Source organism: Cellvibrio polysaccharolyticus (assembly GCF_015182315.1).
In the GTDB taxonomy this organism is placed as follows: Bacteria; Pseudomonadota; Gammaproteobacteria; order Pseudomonadales; family Cellvibrionaceae; genus Cellvibrio; species Cellvibrio polysaccharolyticus.
On the sequence record NZ_PRDL01000001.1, the window covers coordinates 327,800 to 344,655 of the forward strand.

At 54.5% G+C, this 16,856-nt stretch carries 16 protein-coding genes; 13 read left to right on the forward strand and 3 right to left on the reverse strand.

Annotated features, from left to right (window positions below):
• Positions 1 to 3 precede the first annotated feature (3 nt).
• The 11 genes from C4F51_RS01550 to C4F51_RS01600 all read left to right on the forward strand — a co-directional run bounded on the left by C4F51_RS01550 (position 4) and on the right by C4F51_RS01600 (position 11,483).
• Complete coding sequence (locus C4F51_RS01550; RefSeq protein WP_193906552.1) at positions 4 to 1,563, forward strand: HAL/PAL/TAL family ammonia-lyase; 1,560 nt, start codon at positions 4 to 6, stop codon at positions 1,561 to 1,563.
• Positions 1,563 to 2,000, forward strand: a complete 438-nt coding sequence (locus C4F51_RS01555) for an acyl-CoA thioesterase (protein WP_193906555.1) — start codon at positions 1,563 to 1,565, stop codon at positions 1,998 to 2,000. The genes C4F51_RS01550 and C4F51_RS01555 overlap by 1 nt, the downstream gene beginning before the upstream one ends.
• 78 nt (positions 2,001 to 2,078) lie before the next feature.
• Positions 2,079 to 2,735, forward strand: a complete 657-nt coding sequence (locus C4F51_RS01560; RefSeq protein WP_193906557.1) for a LolA-related protein — start codon at positions 2,079 to 2,081, stop codon at positions 2,733 to 2,735.
• On the forward strand, positions 2,732 to 5,101 hold the full coding sequence (locus tag C4F51_RS01565) for an MMPL family transporter (RefSeq protein WP_193906559.1): 2,370 nt from the start codon (positions 2,732 to 2,734) through the stop codon (positions 5,099 to 5,101). The genes C4F51_RS01560 and C4F51_RS01565 overlap by 4 nt, the downstream gene beginning before the upstream one ends.
• Before the next feature lie 75 nt (positions 5,102 to 5,176).
• Positions 5,177 to 6,430, forward strand: a complete 1,254-nt coding sequence (locus C4F51_RS01570) for an NAD(P)/FAD-dependent oxidoreductase (protein WP_193906561.1) — start codon at positions 5,177 to 5,179, stop codon at positions 6,428 to 6,430.
• Positions 6,427 to 6,927, forward strand: a complete 501-nt coding sequence (locus tag C4F51_RS01575) for a hypothetical protein (protein ID WP_193906563.1) — start codon at positions 6,427 to 6,429, stop codon at positions 6,925 to 6,927. Before C4F51_RS01570 ends, C4F51_RS01575 begins: the two co-directional genes overlap by 4 nt.
• Before the next feature lie 3 nt (positions 6,928 to 6,930).
• On the forward strand, positions 6,931 to 8,139 hold the full coding sequence (locus C4F51_RS01580) for a beta-ketoacyl-ACP synthase (protein WP_202987586.1): 1,209 nt from the start codon (positions 6,931 to 6,933) through the stop codon (positions 8,137 to 8,139).
• Entirely contained in the window at positions 8,132 to 8,581 is a 450-nt protein-coding gene (locus C4F51_RS01585; RefSeq protein ID WP_193906565.1) for an ApeP family dehydratase, read from the forward strand. Before C4F51_RS01580 ends, C4F51_RS01585 begins: the two co-directional genes overlap by 8 nt.
• The gene (locus C4F51_RS01590; RefSeq protein ID WP_193906567.1) at positions 8,581 to 9,306 is read left to right on the forward strand and encodes a 3-ketoacyl-ACP reductase FabG2; all 726 of its coding nucleotides are present in this window, start codon (positions 8,581 to 8,583) and stop codon (positions 9,304 to 9,306) included. Before C4F51_RS01585 ends, C4F51_RS01590 begins: the two co-directional genes overlap by 1 nt.
• Positions 9,307 to 9,328: 22 nt before the next feature.
• Positions 9,329 to 10,549, forward strand: coding sequence for a beta-ketoacyl-ACP synthase (locus C4F51_RS01595; RefSeq protein WP_193906569.1), 1,221 nt, complete (start codon positions 9,329 to 9,331; stop codon positions 10,547 to 10,549).
• A gap of 31 nt (positions 10,550 to 10,580) precedes the next feature.
• Positions 10,581 to 11,483: a class I SAM-dependent methyltransferase gene (locus tag C4F51_RS01600; protein WP_193906571.1), complete on the forward strand. Its 903-nt coding sequence runs from the start codon at positions 10,581 to 10,583 to the stop codon at positions 11,481 to 11,483.
• A gap of 13 nt (positions 11,484 to 11,496) precedes the next feature.
• On the opposite strand, the gene C4F51_RS01605 is transcribed toward C4F51_RS01600, so the two are convergent.
• From C4F51_RS01605 to C4F51_RS01615, 3 genes are read right to left on the reverse strand one after another with little or no spacing between them, the layout of a single operon-like run.
• Complete coding sequence (locus C4F51_RS01605; RefSeq protein ID WP_193906573.1) at positions 11,497 to 12,309, reverse strand: CPBP family intramembrane glutamic endopeptidase; 813 nt, start codon at positions 12,307 to 12,309, stop codon at positions 11,497 to 11,499.
• Between the two features lie 10 nt (positions 12,310 to 12,319).
• Complete coding sequence (locus tag C4F51_RS01610; protein WP_193906575.1) at positions 12,320 to 13,471, reverse strand: GNAT family N-acetyltransferase; 1,152 nt, start codon at positions 13,469 to 13,471, stop codon at positions 12,320 to 12,322.
• A gap of 45 nt (positions 13,472 to 13,516) precedes the next feature.
• Positions 13,517 to 13,960, reverse strand: a complete 444-nt coding sequence (locus C4F51_RS01615; RefSeq protein ID WP_202987587.1) for a YchJ family protein — start codon at positions 13,958 to 13,960, stop codon at positions 13,517 to 13,519.
• A gap of 384 nt (positions 13,961 to 14,344) precedes the next feature.
• Here C4F51_RS01615 and C4F51_RS01620 point away from each other — a divergent pair, with 384 nt between their 5' ends.
• Positions 14,345 to 15,328: a DUF1852 domain-containing protein gene (locus C4F51_RS01620; RefSeq protein ID WP_193906577.1), complete on the forward strand. Its 984-nt coding sequence runs from the start codon at positions 14,345 to 14,347 to the stop codon at positions 15,326 to 15,328.
• Between the two features lie 45 nt (positions 15,329 to 15,373).
• Positions 15,374 to 16,405: a methionine synthase gene (locus C4F51_RS01625; RefSeq protein WP_193906578.1), complete on the forward strand. Its 1,032-nt coding sequence runs from the start codon at positions 15,374 to 15,376 to the stop codon at positions 16,403 to 16,405.
• The last annotated feature ends 451 nt before the right edge of the window (positions 16,406 to 16,856 follow it).

The following is a 16,856-nucleotide window of genomic DNA, read 5'->3' on the forward strand; positions in this document are numbered from 1 at the left end:
CGAATGACCCAGTTAGCCCAGCCTGTTGCCGATTTGCCGGTAGCCTTTGGACGCGATGCCGTCACCATTGAAGAAATTGTTGCCATCGCCGATGGCCGACAGGCCGCGCTGACCGGTGACGAGGCTACCCTTAAACGCATTGTTGCCAGTGCCCGTTTTCTCGATGACCTGTGGCGTGAAGAAGGGGTGATTTACGGCGTAACCACCGGTTACGGCGACTCCTGTACGGTCAGCATTCCACCGCACCTGGTAGAAGAATTGCCCACGCATTTGATGCGTTTTCACGGCTGTGGTCTGGGTGATGTGTTTGATCACCGCGCCGGGCGCGCCATTCTCGCCGCTCGTCTGGCATCGCTCAGCCAAGGCTACTCCGGCGTGCGCATGGATTTGCTGGAACAACTGATTGCCTTGATCAATCAGGATCTGGTGCCGGTAATTCCGCAAGAAGGCTCGGTCGGCGCCAGCGGCGACCTTACCCCGCTGTCATACGTGGCAGCGGTGCTGACCGGTGAACGCGAGGTCTATTTCCGTGGCCAGCGGCTGAGCGCTGCCGAAGCTTACCGTCTGGCCGGGCTGGCACCGCTGGACGCATTGCGCCCCAAAGAAGGCCTGGCGATTATGAACGGTACGGCGGTGATGACCGCCATCGCCTGCCTGGCGTTTGACCGTGCGCAATACCTTGCCCGGTTGACCACCCGCCTTACCGCCATGGTGAGCGTGGCGTTGAAAGGCAACGCCAACCACTTTGACGAAAAACTCTTCTCGGTAAAACCGCACCCCGGGCAAAATCAAATCGCTGCCTGGATTCGTTCCGACCTGAAAAACAATCAGGTAGCGCGCAACTCCGACCGCTTGCAGGACCGCTATTCGGTGCGCTGTGCGCCGCACATCATTGGTGTGTTACAGGATTCGCTCGGCTGGATGCGTAGCTTTATTGAAGTCGAACTCAACAGCGCCAACGACAACCCGATTATCGACGGCGAAGGCGAACACATTCTGCACGGCGGCCATTTCTACGGCGGGCATATCGCGTTTGCCATGGACGGTATGAAAACCGCCGTGGCCAATCTTGCCGATCTGGTAGATCGGCAAATGGCGCTGCTGATGGACACCCGCTTTAACAACGGCCTGCCCTCGAATTTGTCCGGTGCCAGCCCCGAGCGGGCGATGATCAACCACGGTTTCAAGGCGGTGCAAATTGGTGCCTCGGCCTGGACGGCCGAAGCGCTGAAAAACACCATGCCGGCCAGCGTTTTCTCGCGCTCTACCGAATGCCATAACCAGGACAAAGTCAGCATGGGCACCATCGCCGCGCGGGATTGTTTGCGCGTGCTGGAATTGACCGAACAAGTGGTGGTGGCCGGTTTGCTCAGTGCCGCCCAGGCGTTGGATCTGCGCGAAGCCGACAGCACCTTTGACCGCGCAGCGCTGACGCCGGTGCTGGCCGGTATGCGCGACAGCATTCGCGAGCAGGTTGCCAAAGTCGAAGAAGACCGCCCGTTGGAAGCCGACCTGCGCCACATGCTGGCGCTGGTGCGCAGCAAACATTGGGAGTTGTACTGATGGCAGAACCGTTGTTTGAAGTCAGTACCGATTTGCTGGTGCCCTTTTACGATGTCGACTCCATGGAGATCGTCTGGCACGGCCACTACGTCAAATATTTTGAAGATGCCCGCTGCCGCATGTTGCAGGAGCTGGACTACAACTACGCCACCATGCGCGACTCGGGTTACGGCTGGCCGGTGGTGGACATGCGCCTCAAGTACATCAAACCGGCGCTGTTCAATCACCGCATTCGCATTCATGCGCGGCTGGTGGAGTGGGAAATTCGCCTGAAAATCGACTATGAAATTGTCGATCTTGAAACCGGCGAAACCCTCACCAAAGGCTACACCGTGCAAGTGGCGGTCGACATGGCGGCGAAAGAAATGTGTTTTGTTACCCCGGCGCCGTTTCGCGAGCGTTTGGCAAAACGTCTCGGGCTTACCGACCTGGGCTGACACACTTGCCCGGTGGTTCGCCCGTTTGCCATTGCACGATTCGCTGTACGCATAACAAGGTCAGAAAGAGGTTCGCTTATGAAAGGTGTTGCGGTAAAAGCGCTGGCGGGTCTGATCGCAGGCCTGCTCTTCTCGCTACCGGCGCTGGCCGATGTATTTGATTACCCGGTAAAGGACAATGCGCAACGGCAACAGGCGTTGCAACAACTCACCGCGCAAGTACAGCAGCAAAGCCGGGTTGCCGGGCAGTTTGAGCAGCGCAAAAACCTCGCGATGCTGAAAAATCCGGTGATCAGCCGTGGCGAATTCTTACTGCAAACCACGCAGTTTGACTGGCATATCCAGCAGCCTTTCGATATCGCCTATCGCTTTGCCGACAACCGGCTGGAGCGCACCATGGATGGCGAAACCGAAGCGGTAGAAGCCTCCGCCGAACCGGCCCTCTACGGTTTTTTCAGTTTTTTCTTTTCGCTGTTCTCGCTCTCTGAAGCCTCGCTGGAAAAATATTTCATCGTCTATTACCAGCCGCTGGACGAGCAGCGCTGGGTAATGGGATTGAAGCCGCGGCAGTCGGCGATTGCTCGCAGTTTGCAAACCCTGACCATTAACGGCACGGGCACCGATATCGGCCAGGTCAGCCTGCTGGAAGCCAGCGGTGACACCACCGAACTGCTGTTCACTTACCCCGCCGGTGATGCGCCGGCTGCGTCGGAGTCGCCTGCGGCGCAACCATGAAAACCCTCGCACTGCTTCGCTGGCTGCGTTACAGCTTTGTTGCGTTTGCCCTGCTGGCGGTGCTGCTGTGCGCGACGCAATTGCCAAAATTATCTTTTGATAACAACATTCTTGCGCTGTTTCCCGATGGCGATAAAACCCCGGCGGTGGCCACCGCCGAAAAACTGATAGCGGCGCGCATCTCGCAAAAAGTATTTTTTCTGGTCAGCGCGGATTCCCTGCCGGATTTACACCAACGTTTGCCAAAGGTGGCGAACACGCTAAAACAATGCCGTTGTTTTGCCGAGGTTTCGCTGCATTTTGATGCCGAGCCCTGGTTGGCATTACAAGCGCATTACCAGCCTTATGCGCCGCAACTGTTAAACAGCGCGCAACATCAACAGTTACCTTCCATCGCAGTGGAAAAACAGGTTAACAACACGCTGCGTGATTTACTGACCACGCCGGGTGTTTCCATTACCGACCGTTTGCAGCAAGACCCTTTTGCCACTCTGGCGGATTATCTTGATGCCTTGCGCCCCGGCGTAAAAGGCGTGCAAATTGATGAGCAGGGTTATTTGAACTTGCTGGTGGATGGTAAGCGCTATGTATTTTTCCATGCAGAATTATCCGAATCACCTTATTCGGTATCACTGCAGGAAGCCGCGCAGCACGCATTAACCGAAGCCAAAGCGGTAGTGGCCGATGTGCCTGGTGTGGATTGGCTGGATGCCGGTGTGCTCTTTTACACCATGGCGGGCACCGAGCAGGCGCGCAGTGAAATTTCCACCGTTGGTCTGGGTTCGCTGCTGGGCATTCTGGTTATTTTCTGGTGGGTGTTTCGCTCGACGCAATTATTGCTGCTGGCGTTTTTACCCATCGCTGCCGGTATTGCGCTGGCGCTGGCGGTTTGCCAATGGTTGTTTGGCAGCGTGCATGTTATCTCGTTAATTTTTGGTGCCAGCCTGGTCGGCATCGCGATTGATTATGCGCTGCACTTTTTCACTCGCCGTCATGCCATGGGGCCGCAGTGGCAGCCCGAGGTATGCATGCAGCACCTGTTCCCGGCACTCACGCTGGGTTTGCTTTCCAGTGTGCTGGCCTATCTCGGTTTTACCCTGAGCGGTTTTCCCGGTTTTACCCAGGTGGCGATTTTTTCTGCCACCGGGTTGATCACCGCCTGGTGGATTGTGGTGGGGCTTTATCCCTGGTGGTTGCGGCAACCGCCGCGCCAGCAATTGCCCGCGTCGTTGGTGTCGGCGGTGAGCGCCTGGCGGTTGTTGTTAATCGCCCGTTTGCCGCAGCTGTTGCGTTGGCCCTGGCTGCTGGCGCTGGCGATTTTTCTCGCCCTCGGCCTGTGGCAAATCCGGCCGCTGGATGACGTGCGCGCCATGCAGATTCCCGACGCCGAATTGCGCGAGCGCGAGCAGCGTTTCCAGGCCGCGACCGGCCAGCAAATGGCACTGCAATATGTGCTGGTGAGCGGGCAACAACCCGAGCAGCTGTTGCAATCCCTTGAAGCCTTGCAAGCCGAGCTGGATGCGTTGAAGCAACAACAGGTGATCGGCGGTTACCGGCACCTGGCGCAGTGGCTGCCATCGCAACAGCAACAGGATCACAACCGGCAGTTGTGGCAGCAAACCTTTTTAAATTCCGGTGCGCTGGAACAATTGCTGGATCGTCTCGAGGTGGTTCCGCAAATGAAAACGCAATTACTGCAAGGCTACGCCGGGCAGCGCGCTTATTTGCCGGTGGAGCCTACTCTCGCGTTATTAAATGCCCTGCCGGATGCGCCGCTGGTTTTCCAGCAGGATGACCAATGGCACGCGGTGGTATTGCTGGAAAAACTCACCGACACCGCACCGCTGGCGGCGCTGGCAAGCACCCATCCGCAATGGGTGTGGGTGGATATTGTTGGCCAGACCAACCAACTATTGCAGCAATACCGCCAGGGCACGCTGACGCTATTGTTGTTGGCTTACGGGGTAATCGGGTTATTGTTCAGCTGGCGTTACGGCCTGCGCGGCTCGCTGGCGATTCTGTTGCCGCCGCTGCTGTCCAGCCTTATTACCCTGGCGCTGTCGGGTTGGTTCGGCTGGCCGGTGAGTGTGTTCAATATGATGGCGCTGCTACTGGTATTGGGTATTGGTATTGATGCCGCCCTGTTTATGCGCGAAAGCGGCGGGCGGCATTACTACACGCTGGTGGCGATTGGTATTTCTACCGTTACTACGCTGTTGTCGTTTGGCTTGCTTTCGCTCAGCGCCACGGCGGCAATTCACAGTTTCGGGGTCACCATACTGATTGGTATCAGCTTCTGTTTTATATTGGCGCCACTGGCCGCGCTGTCTTCCCGGCAGCACGACACTGAAGAACCAAAAGCCTGACCCGATTTTTTTGGCCGGACGCATGGGCAACGGCGTATCCGGGTGTTGTTTGATGGAAATGAACAGGATCACACAATGACAAACGCGCGTATTACCACGGATGTGCTGATTATCGGTGCCGGCCCGTCCGGCTCTATTGCAGCTGCCAATTTGCATCGGCTGGGGCATCAGGTGCTGGTGCTGGAGCGGGAAACCTTTCCGCGTTTTTCCATCGGCGAAAGTTTGCTGCCGCACTGCATGAGTTTTATTGAAGAAGCCGGTTTGCTGCCGGCGGTAAAAGCCTGCGATTTTCAATTCAAAAACGGCGCGGCTTTTCGACGCGAAGACGTTTACACCTGGTTTGATTTTGAAGATAAATTCTCACCCGGCCCCGGCACCACTTTTCAGGTAGAGCGCGCCACCTTTGACAAGGCGCTGGCCGATGGCGCTGCCGAACAGGGCGTGGAAATTCGCTACCGCCACACCATTACCGCGGTGGATACCAGCGGCGAGCTGGCATTGGTCAGCTACGTAGACGGTGATGGCAACAGCGGCGAAGTCGCCTGCAAATTCGTGCTGGATGCCAGCGGTTTCGGGCGGGTATTGCCGCGCTTGCTGGATCTGGAAGCGCCGTCCGATTTCCCGGTGCGCCAGGCGGTATTTACCCACATTCGCGATAACATTCTGCCCGCCGAGTTTGACCGCAACAAAATTCTGATTACCGTTCACCCGCAAGAAAAAGATATCTGGTTCTGGCTGATCCCCTTCAGCGATGGCCGCTGCTCCATGGGGGTGGTAGGCACGCAGGAAAAACTGGCCCGCCACAAATCCGATAACCTGATTGCCCAGCTGCAAGCCTTTGTGGCCGAAGCACCGGAGCTGGCGCATTTACTGCGCAACGCCGAATATTGTTTCCCGTCCCGCGAGATCGTCGGTTATGCCGCCAAAGTAAAACAGCTGGCCGGTGACAAATTTGCCCTGCTCGGCAATGCCGGAGAATTCCTCGATCCGGTGTTCTCTTCCGGTGTCACCATCGCCATGCGCTCTGCCAGCACCGCCAGCAAGGTGCTGGATCGCCAGCTGCGCGGCGAAACCGTGGACTGGCAAAGCGAATACGCCCAGCCGCTGCGCCGTGGCATCGACACTTTCCGGGTATTTGTAGAAGCCTGGTACGACGGTCGCTTTCAGGACATCATTTTTTACCCGGACCCGTCTGCCAATGTGCGCCGCATGATCAGCTCGATTCTCGCCGGTTACGCCTGGGACACCGACAACCCTTACGTGGCAGAGCCGGTGCGCCGTATGAACGCGCTGGCCGACTTCTGCCGTCAACCCGGAACGGTGGCGTGATTCGCGCTGCGTTCCTGGTCGCCCTGCTGGCGCTCGCCGGTTGCGCCGCGCCGGGCTTTCACACCGGGGGCAGTTGCAACCTCGCCGCTGCCGATGAATTGCAGGTGCAGTTAAGCGTGCGTGCCGACGATGGCAAGCGGCAGGTATTTTTGCTGAACAACCACTGGCAGGATGATCGCCTCGCGGTGGTGGCCATCAATCCGGTAGGCGCGCTGCTGTTTTCCGGTGAGCTGGGTAACACTTCAGTCAGCAGCAAGGCGTCGCCCTTGTATCGCGGCGCCGAGCCGGAATTATTACTGCGGGTTTACGGATGGTGGCTGCAACGGGATAATCGCGCCCCCTGTTGGGATGGCGAGGGCTTTTCTACCCGGCAACAAGCCGATGGCAGTTACCGGCTGAGCACCCACGCATTGGTGATGGACTGGCACCCGCAAACGCCGGAGCGCATTGCTTTGCCACGACAAGGGCTTCAACTGGTTTTCACGGCGGTACGCTGATTCATGGCCATCACTTGTTACTTACAAAATCTGGGCATCGTCAATGCGCTGGGCACCACCCGGCAAGCGGTGCTCGACGGCCTGCTGAATGCCCGACAGGCCTTTTCGCCTTATGATCAGGTGCCCGGAAAATCGACCTTTGTCGGGAGTGTGAGTGGTCACTTACAAGAAATCCCGGCAGCATTGTTGCCCTGGCGCAGCCGCAATTTGCAGCTGGCATTAACCGCGCTGGTGCAAATTGCCGATGATGTGAAAACGCTTCGCCAGCGCTACGGTGCGGCACGTATTGCGGTAGTCGCCGGTACCAGCACCTCGGGCATTGATGCCGGTGAGGCCGCCATTCAGAGCGCAGTGAGCAACGGCGAGCGCCCGGCAGATTATCGCTATCAGCAGCAGGAAATCGGCAATCTGGCCGGGCTGGTGGCGCGTTATTTTGAACTCGATGGCCCGGCGCTGACCTTATCGACCGCCTGTTCATCCAGTGCCCATGCGCTGGGCAGCGCCCGCCGCTTGTTGCTCAGTGGCCTCGCCGATGCAGTAGTGGTGGGCGGTTCCGACAGTTTATGTCGGCTCACGGTAAACGGTTTTTCGGCGTTGGATTCCATTTCGGCGCTGCCGGTACAGCCCTTCAGCCGCCATCGCGATGGCATTACCATCGGTGAAGGTGCGGCGTTCTTTTTGATGACCCGCGAGCAGTTGCCTGATCGGCCGGAACCGGTGCGCTTGCTGGCGGTTGGTGCCTCTTCCGACGCGCACCATATCTCCGCGCCGGACCCGCAAGGCGGCGGTGCCGAAGCGGCCATTCGTATGGCTTTGCAGCAGGCGAGCATCTCGCCGGAGCAAGTGGATTACGTGAATCTGCACGGCACCGGCACACCGCTTAACGATGCGATGGAAGCCGGCGTGGTTTCCCGCTTGTTCCCGCATCAGCCCTGGTGCAGCAGTAGCAAAGGGCAAATTGGCCATACGCTGGGTGCCGCCGGTGCCATGGAAGCGGGTATTTGCTGGTTGTTTTTAACCCTGGCCAACGATGGCCAATTGCCACCCCATGTTTTTGATGGTGAATACGATGACCGCCTGCCGCCTTTAAAACTGGCTGTGCCCGGCTCACGGCAGCAGTCTTCGTCGCCGCGCATTATGTTAAGCAGCTCATTTGCCTTTGGCGGCAACAATGCCGCCGTGCTGCTGGAAGGTAGTTTTTCAAATGATTGATATTCAGGATGTAATCCCGCATCGACCTCCGATGCGCCTGATTGACCGCTTGCACAGCCAGGCTGCCATGCAGGTCACTACTACCGCGCAGGTAAACCCGCAGTCAGGGTTTTATGATGCGGCAGCCGGTGGTGTGCCCGCTTGGGTGGGGTTGGAATACATGGCGCAAACTGCCGCGGTGTGGATTGGTCTGCGCGATCATCAGGCGGGTCGCACCCCGGAACCGGCCTTTTTGGTCAGCGCCCGGCAATACCAGGCCTATGAACCGGTGTTTCCCGCCGGTAGCCATTTTTTTATTGATGTCAGCGTCAAGTTGATGGATGCCAACATCGTGTCATTTGTTGGCAAAATTTATGATGATAGCGGCAAAGTCTGGGCAGATGCCCTCTTTACCGCATTCCGCCCGGACGATGTCCAGGCGTATTTACAAGGAGAATCCTGATGAGTCGTCGGGTACTGGTTACCGGCTCAAGCCGTGGCATTGGCCGCGCAATTGCCTTGCATCTCGCCCAACAGGGTTTTGATATCGCGGTGCACTACCGCAGCCGCGACGATGAAGCCGCGCAAGTAGTGGCAGACATTGAAGCGCTGGGTCGCAGCGCCAGCCTGTTGAAGTTCGATGTCGCCGACCGCCAGGCGGCGCGCACCGCGCTGGAAGCCGAGCTGGAACGCTTTGGCGCCTTTTATGGCGTGGTGTGCAATGCCGGCATCACCCGTGATAACGCCTTCCCGTCACTCACCGATGACGACTGGGACAGCGTGGTACACACCAATCTCGACGGTTTTTACAATATTCTCAAACCGCTGGTGATGCCGATGGTACAGGCGCGCAAGGGCGGTCGTATTGTCACCCTGTCATCCATTGCCGGTATTGCCGGCAATCGCGGTCAGGTTAACTACAGCGCCAGCAAAGCCGGTTTGATCGGCGCCACCAAATCCCTTGCGCTGGAGCTGGCCAAGCGCCGCATCACGGTAAATTGTGTGGCACCGGGTATTATCGAAACCGATATGACTGACGACGTTTTCGCCGAAGAAGCCATGAAAATGATCCCCATGCGCCGCTTTGGCACTGCCGACGAAGTGGCCACTCTGGTCGGCTTTTTGATGAGCGACCACAGCAGCTACATTACCCGCCAGGTCATCTCGGTTAACGGTGGCATGTTGTGATCGTAAATAGCAGGACATCCGCATGAGACGTGTCGTAATTACCGGTATCGGCGCTATTTCCGCGTTGGGCAATGACTGGGCGAGTGTCAGTGCTGCCCTCAAAGCAGGCCAAAACCGCATCAAGCGCATTGCTGAATTTGATCAGGTCGAAGGGCTGAACACCCGCTTGGGTGCGCCGGTGGAAGATTTCACCGTACCCGCGCACTACTCCCGCAAAGCCCTGCGCAGCATGGGGCGCGGTGCCGTGATGGCGGTTCGCGCTACCGAAAAGGCACTGGAGCAAGCGGGTCTGGCTGATGATCTTGCCTTGCGCAATGGTCGCGCCGGTGTCTCTTACGGTTCCTGTATCGGCGCACCGGGCGATGTTCCGGCGTTGGCACGGGTGCTGACTGACCGCACCACAGTAGATATCAACGCATCGACCTACGTGCGCACCATGACTCACACCTCGGCGGTCAATATCGGCCTGTTTTTCAATATGACCGGCCGCATTATTCCCACCGCATCCGCCTGCACTTCCGGCAGCCAGGGCATTGGCTACGCCTATGAAGCCATCAAATACGGGCTGCAGGACGTGATGGTAGCCGGTGGGTCGGAAGAATTTTCTGTCACTCAGGTAGCGGTATTCGACACTCTCTTTGCCACCAGTATGCGTAACGATGAGCCGCAACTGACGCCGCGCCCGTTTGACCGCGACCGCGACGGGCTGGTGATTGGCGAAGGCGCTTGCAGCCTGATTCTCGAATCCCGCGAACATGCCATTGCCCGGGGCGCGACCATTCTCGGCGAAATTGTCGGCTACGGTACCAACTCCGACGGCACACATATTACCGAGCCAAACGCTGCTACCATGGCCAGCGCCATGCAACTGGCATTGGCCGATGCCGGGCTGACGCCCGAGCAAATTGTTTATGTGAATGCGCACGGCACCGCCACCGCCAAAGGTGACATTGCTGAAAGCCAGGCAACCGCCAGTGTACTGGGCCGGGTTCCGATCAGTTCGCTGAAAAGTTACATCGGCCATACGCTCGGCGCCTGCGGTGCGCTCGAAGCCTGGATGAGTTTGGAAATGCTGCGCGAAGGCTGGTTTGCGCCAACGTTGAACCTCGACAATATCGACCCGGCCTGCGGTGATCTGGATTACATTACCGGCCAGGGCCGTCAATTGCAGGGCGACTATGTGATGAGCAATAATTTTGCCTTTGGCGGCATCAACACCTCGCTGATTATTAAATGCAATTAAATTTTGGAATGGTTATTCGGTAACGTGACGTATGGACGCCTTCGTTGTACAGAAAAATAAAGTACAGAAAAATAAAACCATAGCGCCACCGCCAGATATTCCGGAGCCACCAATTCCCGATTGGTCGGCCATGCAGCTGGCGGACACCTGGCCGGATGCGCTGGATCTGAAAAGTTTTCGCGGCTGGAAGGAACTGTTGCGCGCTCTGTTTGGCAAACGAAAAACAGTACAGCCGCCCATCAACTTGCCACTGCAACTGCCCAAATATATTTTTCAGGAATTTCACAACCTGCCCAACGGCAACTACTCGCGCCGTTTTTCCCGGGGTTACATCACCGGTTTTGATCTCTCCATGTTGGGGCACATGCAACGAGCCCGCGAAAATATCGCCCGTCACTTTAATGGTTGTCAGCGTGTACTGGATATTGGCACAGCGGGTGGCAGAACGGCAGCAGCCATTAAAGCGCGGGGCGTCGAACGCGTCTGGGGCATGGACCCCTCGCCCTATTTACTGGCGCACGCCGCCAGCGATTACCCGGAGATTGATTTCTTCCCTGGCATTGCTGAAAAAATTCCCTTCGCCGATGCACAGCTGGATGGAATTTCGATTTGTTTTGTCTTTCATGAAATGCCGCCGCGCTACATCCGCCGCGCCTTGCAGGAATGTCGTCGTGTCTTAAAACCGGGTGGCGTGCTGGTGGTTGCCGAACCTTCACCCCGGCAACTCGAACCTTTGCGATGGCGGGAATTATTACAGCGGGCGGGTTGGTCGCGGCTCTATTTCAAAGCCCTGGCGCATCATGTTTACGAGCCGTTTTTAAAATCCTGGCACCGCATTGATAAAGCAGATTTATTTGAAAAGGCCGGTTTTGAAAAAATGATCAGCCAACCGGGCATGCCGGTTAACACCTGGGCGCTGCAAGCTCCGCACTGACGGCATGTTCATATTATCCCGGCCACCAGCTAACCGGCCATTCCCCCTTGCGCAGCATGGCAGCAATGTCCATGGTCAGCGCAATACCTACATGCACCATCACGCCGCCCCAGATTGAGCGGGAGCGCAGTGCGAGAATGCCGAGAAAAAAGCCGAACAAAATGGCGCCGGTGGCTTCAAGCCATAGCTTCGGGAAGTGAATCATCAAATAGGGGACGCACATAATCCAGATGGCATTGGCGCCCAGCGCCGGGCGTAACGCCTGCAAAATGAAACCGCGAAAGAAAAATTCCAGAAAAATAAACTGGCTGATATAGAGCAGTTGCCATATCAGCAGATCAAAAAAACTGCGCCCGGCCAAACTGTAAAACGGATAGTGATTAACGAAGTCGTCGCCCTGGCTGACCAGAAAAATAAAAAATAATATAGGTGTAATAAGCAGCACATAACCCGGCCAGTGTTTTAGCGTATCGTTCATCCGCCAGCCGTAGTCGATAATTTTCTCGCGGAAAATAAAGCGGATGGTAAGAAAGGGTAAAACAATAAACGTCAGCAAATGCATGCTGGCCCACCAACCGTAAGCCGTCAGTTCGTACCAACCGCTATCAGCAAGGCGCTGCGCGTTTTCATCGCCCAGCAGTGCCTGAAAATTGCTGGAAAATTTGCCGTAATGGAGAGTTAACAGGCTCACACAAACACACAGCAAGGTGAACATCACCCGGCGCAATGCGGCAGCTTTATCCATCTGCCACGATGGCGGTTCCCGATCAATCTGATCGAGAATCTGTATAAAGCGCCGCGGATGGAGCTGCTGTAAAAAATTCATATAACGTCCGTTATTGTGCTGCGCGGTGATCCCGGTAGGGGGATGCGGCTTTTACGTCAGCGATGTATTGCTCAATGTGCAGCTTTTCTTCTTCCACAAAATTGTCCACCGCCTGGTGGAAGCGGTTGTCTTGTAATTGATGCAAGGAAAAGGTCTGGCAAGCTTCAAAACCACGCTGAATTTTATGCTCGCCCTGGGCGCCACCATCAAATCTTTGTAAACCCTGGCGAAGCAGGTAATCAATGCCCTGGTAGTAACAGGTTTCAAAATGCAGAAAATCATATTCGGCCAGGCAGCCCCAATAACGGCCATAAAGCGTGTTGCTGTCTTTAAAAAACCAGGCGGCAGCGATAACCCGGTTATCTTTATGAGCCTGAATCAATAAACACTGCCGGGGTAGCTCACGCGCAATGCGCACAAAAAAATCACCATGCAGATAACCGTGATGACCGCTGCGTTTCAGGTAGGTCATCTGGTAAAAATCATAAAAACGTGCGCAGTCGTCTTCGCTCAGGCTTTCCCCTTCATGGCAGCTAAAAGTGATGCCCTGTGCGGCAACTTTATTTCTTTCCTGAAGGATATTTTTGCGCTTGCGTGATAGCAGTGTTGCCAGAAACTCATCAAAATTCTTATAGCCGCGGTTATGCCAATGAAACTGACAACCCATGCGAAGGGCTGCTCCACGCTCCTGCCACAATACAGCGGATGGTTGCTCAACAAACAAACTGTGCCAGCCGGAAAAGCCCAGCCGTTGGCATTCTGCATCCAGCGCTTTGGTTAAGGCCGGTAAAAGCGATTTTAAATCCAGAGAGGCGTCCAGCAATAAACGCGGGCCGGTGCAGGGTGTAAAGGGAATGGCGTTTACCAGCTTCGGATAATAATCGTGCCCCAGTTGTTGCCAGGCATCGGCCCACGACCAATCAAAAACATATTCGCCATAGGAATGGCTTTTAATAAACCAGGGCTGCGCTATTACCAGTTGGCCGTCGCGATACGCCAGCAGGTGATGCGGCTGCCAACCGGAATTGGCGGTGGTCGCCCCGGTTATTTCCAGCGCCAGCAAAAATTCATAACGCATAAAAGGATAGTCAGTCGGGCACAAGGCATTCCATGCGGCGGGGTCAATACTCTGAAGGGAATCAACAAACGAAAACTGAAGCATGAAATTATCTGCCAGCCGAATTTTTCAGCAAAGGGTTGAATAGCATCACTGGCAGCACACCTTGGATTTTCGACCACTGCCGCACGGGCAAGGATCATTGCGGCCTGGCTTGAGCGAACCCTCGCGGGTTTTTCCGCTGCGGTAATACCAGTGTTGCTGCTCCCGCACAAAATTGGATTCTTCTTCCAGAAACCCCCAACCGTCAGCGGTTTTATAAACCGCTCGAAAATGCACAAACCCGGCATCGCTCTGCTCGCTTGCCTGCACAACCTGCAAGGATTTCCAATCCGGCGAATCATCCAGGTTCAGTTGCGCTGGCCGTGTGGAAGTGTGCCAGCTACGAAACAGGTAGTCGCTCAATTTCAATACAAACGCACTGTAACGCGACCGCATCAATCGCTCGGGTGACGGCGCTGGCGCTCCCTCATGAAGCGGCTGGCAACAGTTCTCATACAACAAACCGCTGCTACAGGGGCATTGTGGAGCCATGGGTAAATCCTGATTTCAAGGAAGGTCTTATGCCTGAAAGGTGGCAAAACATAACATTTTTTGCTGAAAAGAGGTGCGTAATAAGGGATAAACCGGCGTGGGAGAAGCGGGCTGAGGGCTGATAAATCAATGGCTGCCATCACCAGATAGCACTGTGAAACCCGCAGCAACACTGGCCTGCAGGTAACTATGAATAATATTCATGTTGTAGTGAAATTAAGTCGTTTTTATTCATGAAGCGATTCCGGTATAAAACCACCCTGCGCTTAACCCGTCCATCAGGGTGAGCTCCTGGCGGGTTCTCAGGTACAACCCTGAAAACGAAGCCCGGCAAGAGCAAGCAATCAATTCAGGTTTTATCAGAAATCAGGTTTCAAGATCACCATGACTAAAGACTTCAGCTTCACCATCAAAAGCATTCGTTTCGATGAAAATTATCGTCCCGCAGACAACACGCGCATTACCACCAACTTTGCCAATTTGGCCAGAGGTGAGCGTCGTCAACAGAACCTGCGCAACACCCTGATGATGATTGACAATCGTTTCAATGCGCTGGCGAGCTGGGATAACCCCCAGGGCGATCGTTACTCTGTCGAGCTTGAAATCATTTCCGTTGAAATGGCTATTGATGCTGAAGGCAAGGGTGATTCCTTCCCGGCGATTGAAATATTGAAAACCAACATTGTTGATAAAAAAACCAACAAGCGCATTGAAGGCATTGTCGGCAATAACTTCTCTTCTTATGTTCGCGATTATGATTTCAGCGTATTACTGCTGGAACATAACAAAGGCCAGGCCAAATTCAGCATCCCGGAGAATTACGGCGATCTGCATGGCAAACTCTTTCAGAGTTTTGTGAAGTCGAATACTTACAAAGAGCATTTCAATAAGCCGCCGGTTATTTGTTTGAGTGTTTCCGACAACAAAACCTATCACCAAACCGAAAACCAGCACCCGGTACTGGGTTTTGAATACCTGCCCAACGAATCCTCGTTGACGGAGCAGTACTTCAAAAAAATGGGTCTTGAGGTTCGCTACTTCATGCCGCCAAACAGTGTTGCGCCTTTGGCCTTCTATTTCTTTGGTGATTTACTGACTGACTACACCAATCTGGAACTGATCAGCACTATCAGCACCATGGAAGCCTTCCAGAAAATTTACCGTCCTGAAATTTACAATGCTAACGCCGTAGCAGGAAAATGCTACCAGCCCAGCTTGAAAAATCAGGATCATTCTTTAACTCGCATTGTTTATGATCGTGAAGAACGTAGCCGCCTGGCCATTGAACAAGGGAAATTTGCTGAAGAGCAATTTATCAAACCCTACCGCGCTGTTCTTGAGCAGTGGTCTGCCAATTACGCGGTTTAATGACTCAACTTCTTACGATTAATTGCAAAAAAAAGATTACTCACTATGAAAAAATTATTACCTACCTCAACCGCCGGCAGCTTACCGAAACCCTCCTGGATTGCAGAGCCTGAAAAATTGTGGTCACCCTGGAAGCTGGAAGGTGATGAATTGGTTGACGGCAAAAAAGATGCGTTATTTTTGTCGCTGCACGAACAGCAACACGCAGGCCTGGATATTGTTGGTGATGGCGAACAATCGCGCCAACACTTTGTTACTACCTTTATTGAGCACCTGGATGGCGTTGATTTTGAAAAGCGCGAAACCGTCAGAATCCGTGATCGCTACGATGCCAGCGTACCAACGGTGGTTGGCCCGGTGTCTCGCCAAAAGCCGGTGTTTGTTGAAGACGCCAAATTTTTACGCCAGCAAACCACGCAGCCGATCAAATGGGCCTTGCCTGGCCCGATGACCATGATTGATACGCTCTACGATGCGCATTACAAAAGCCGCGAAAAACTGGCTTGGGAATTTGCAAAAATCCTCAACCAGGAAGCCAAAGAGCTGGAAGCGGTTGGTGTGGATATTATTCAGTTTGACGAACCGGCATTTAACGTATTTTTTGACGAAGTCAATGACTGGGGCATCGCCACGCTAGAAAGAGCCATTGAAGGCCTGAAATGCGAAACAGCGGTACACATCTGCTACGGCTACGGCATTAAAGCCAATACCGATTGGAAAAAAACGCTGGGCACAGATTGGCGTCAATATGAAAAAATCTTCCCAAAGCTGCAAAAATCCAACATCGACATCATCTCGCTGGAATGCCACAACTCCCATGTTCCCATGGAGCTGCTGGAACTCATTCGCGGCAAAAAGGTAATGGTTGGTGCTATCGACGTAGCAAGCAACACCATTGAAACCCCGGAAGAAGTAGCCGACACCCTGCGCAAAGCGCTTCAATTCGTAGACGCCGACAAACTCTACCCCTGCACCAACTGCGGCATGACCCCTTTGTCCCGTGGAGTAGCAAGAGGCAAGTTGCAAGCGTTAAGTGCGGGTGCGGAGATTGTTAGAAGAGAGCTATCGGCCAAGTAATAGGTAGTGATGTATTAAGGGCTACCGGTTTGATTGGGCTCGAATCCCGTTATCAAATCAAACCGATAACCCCTCTGAACTAAAACTGCTCTGGTATATAAACGAACTAAAAATGTTCTGGTGCGCGGATGTCTGATGTTCGTTGGTTGCTGACGCTGTTTGAGGTCGGCTATCGGCCAGGAGCGGAAGTTCGATGCCTTAATTTTTCCCGCCTCAGAACTGACCTGAGTCAGTACAATTTCGCTGTAGTAGTTGATGCGCATACTACGATTTAATATCCTTATTCACGGCAGAGCAACGAGAAACGCACCAGCGGCTAATTTTTTAGCTATTCGCTGTGTAATTTTCTGGCAATGGGACGATTAATGATTATCAAAGCTTCTCAATAATCATTAATTTCTATTAATAATTGCTTTTCATATTTTCCATGTAGTCATTGTCTTGCTAAAGG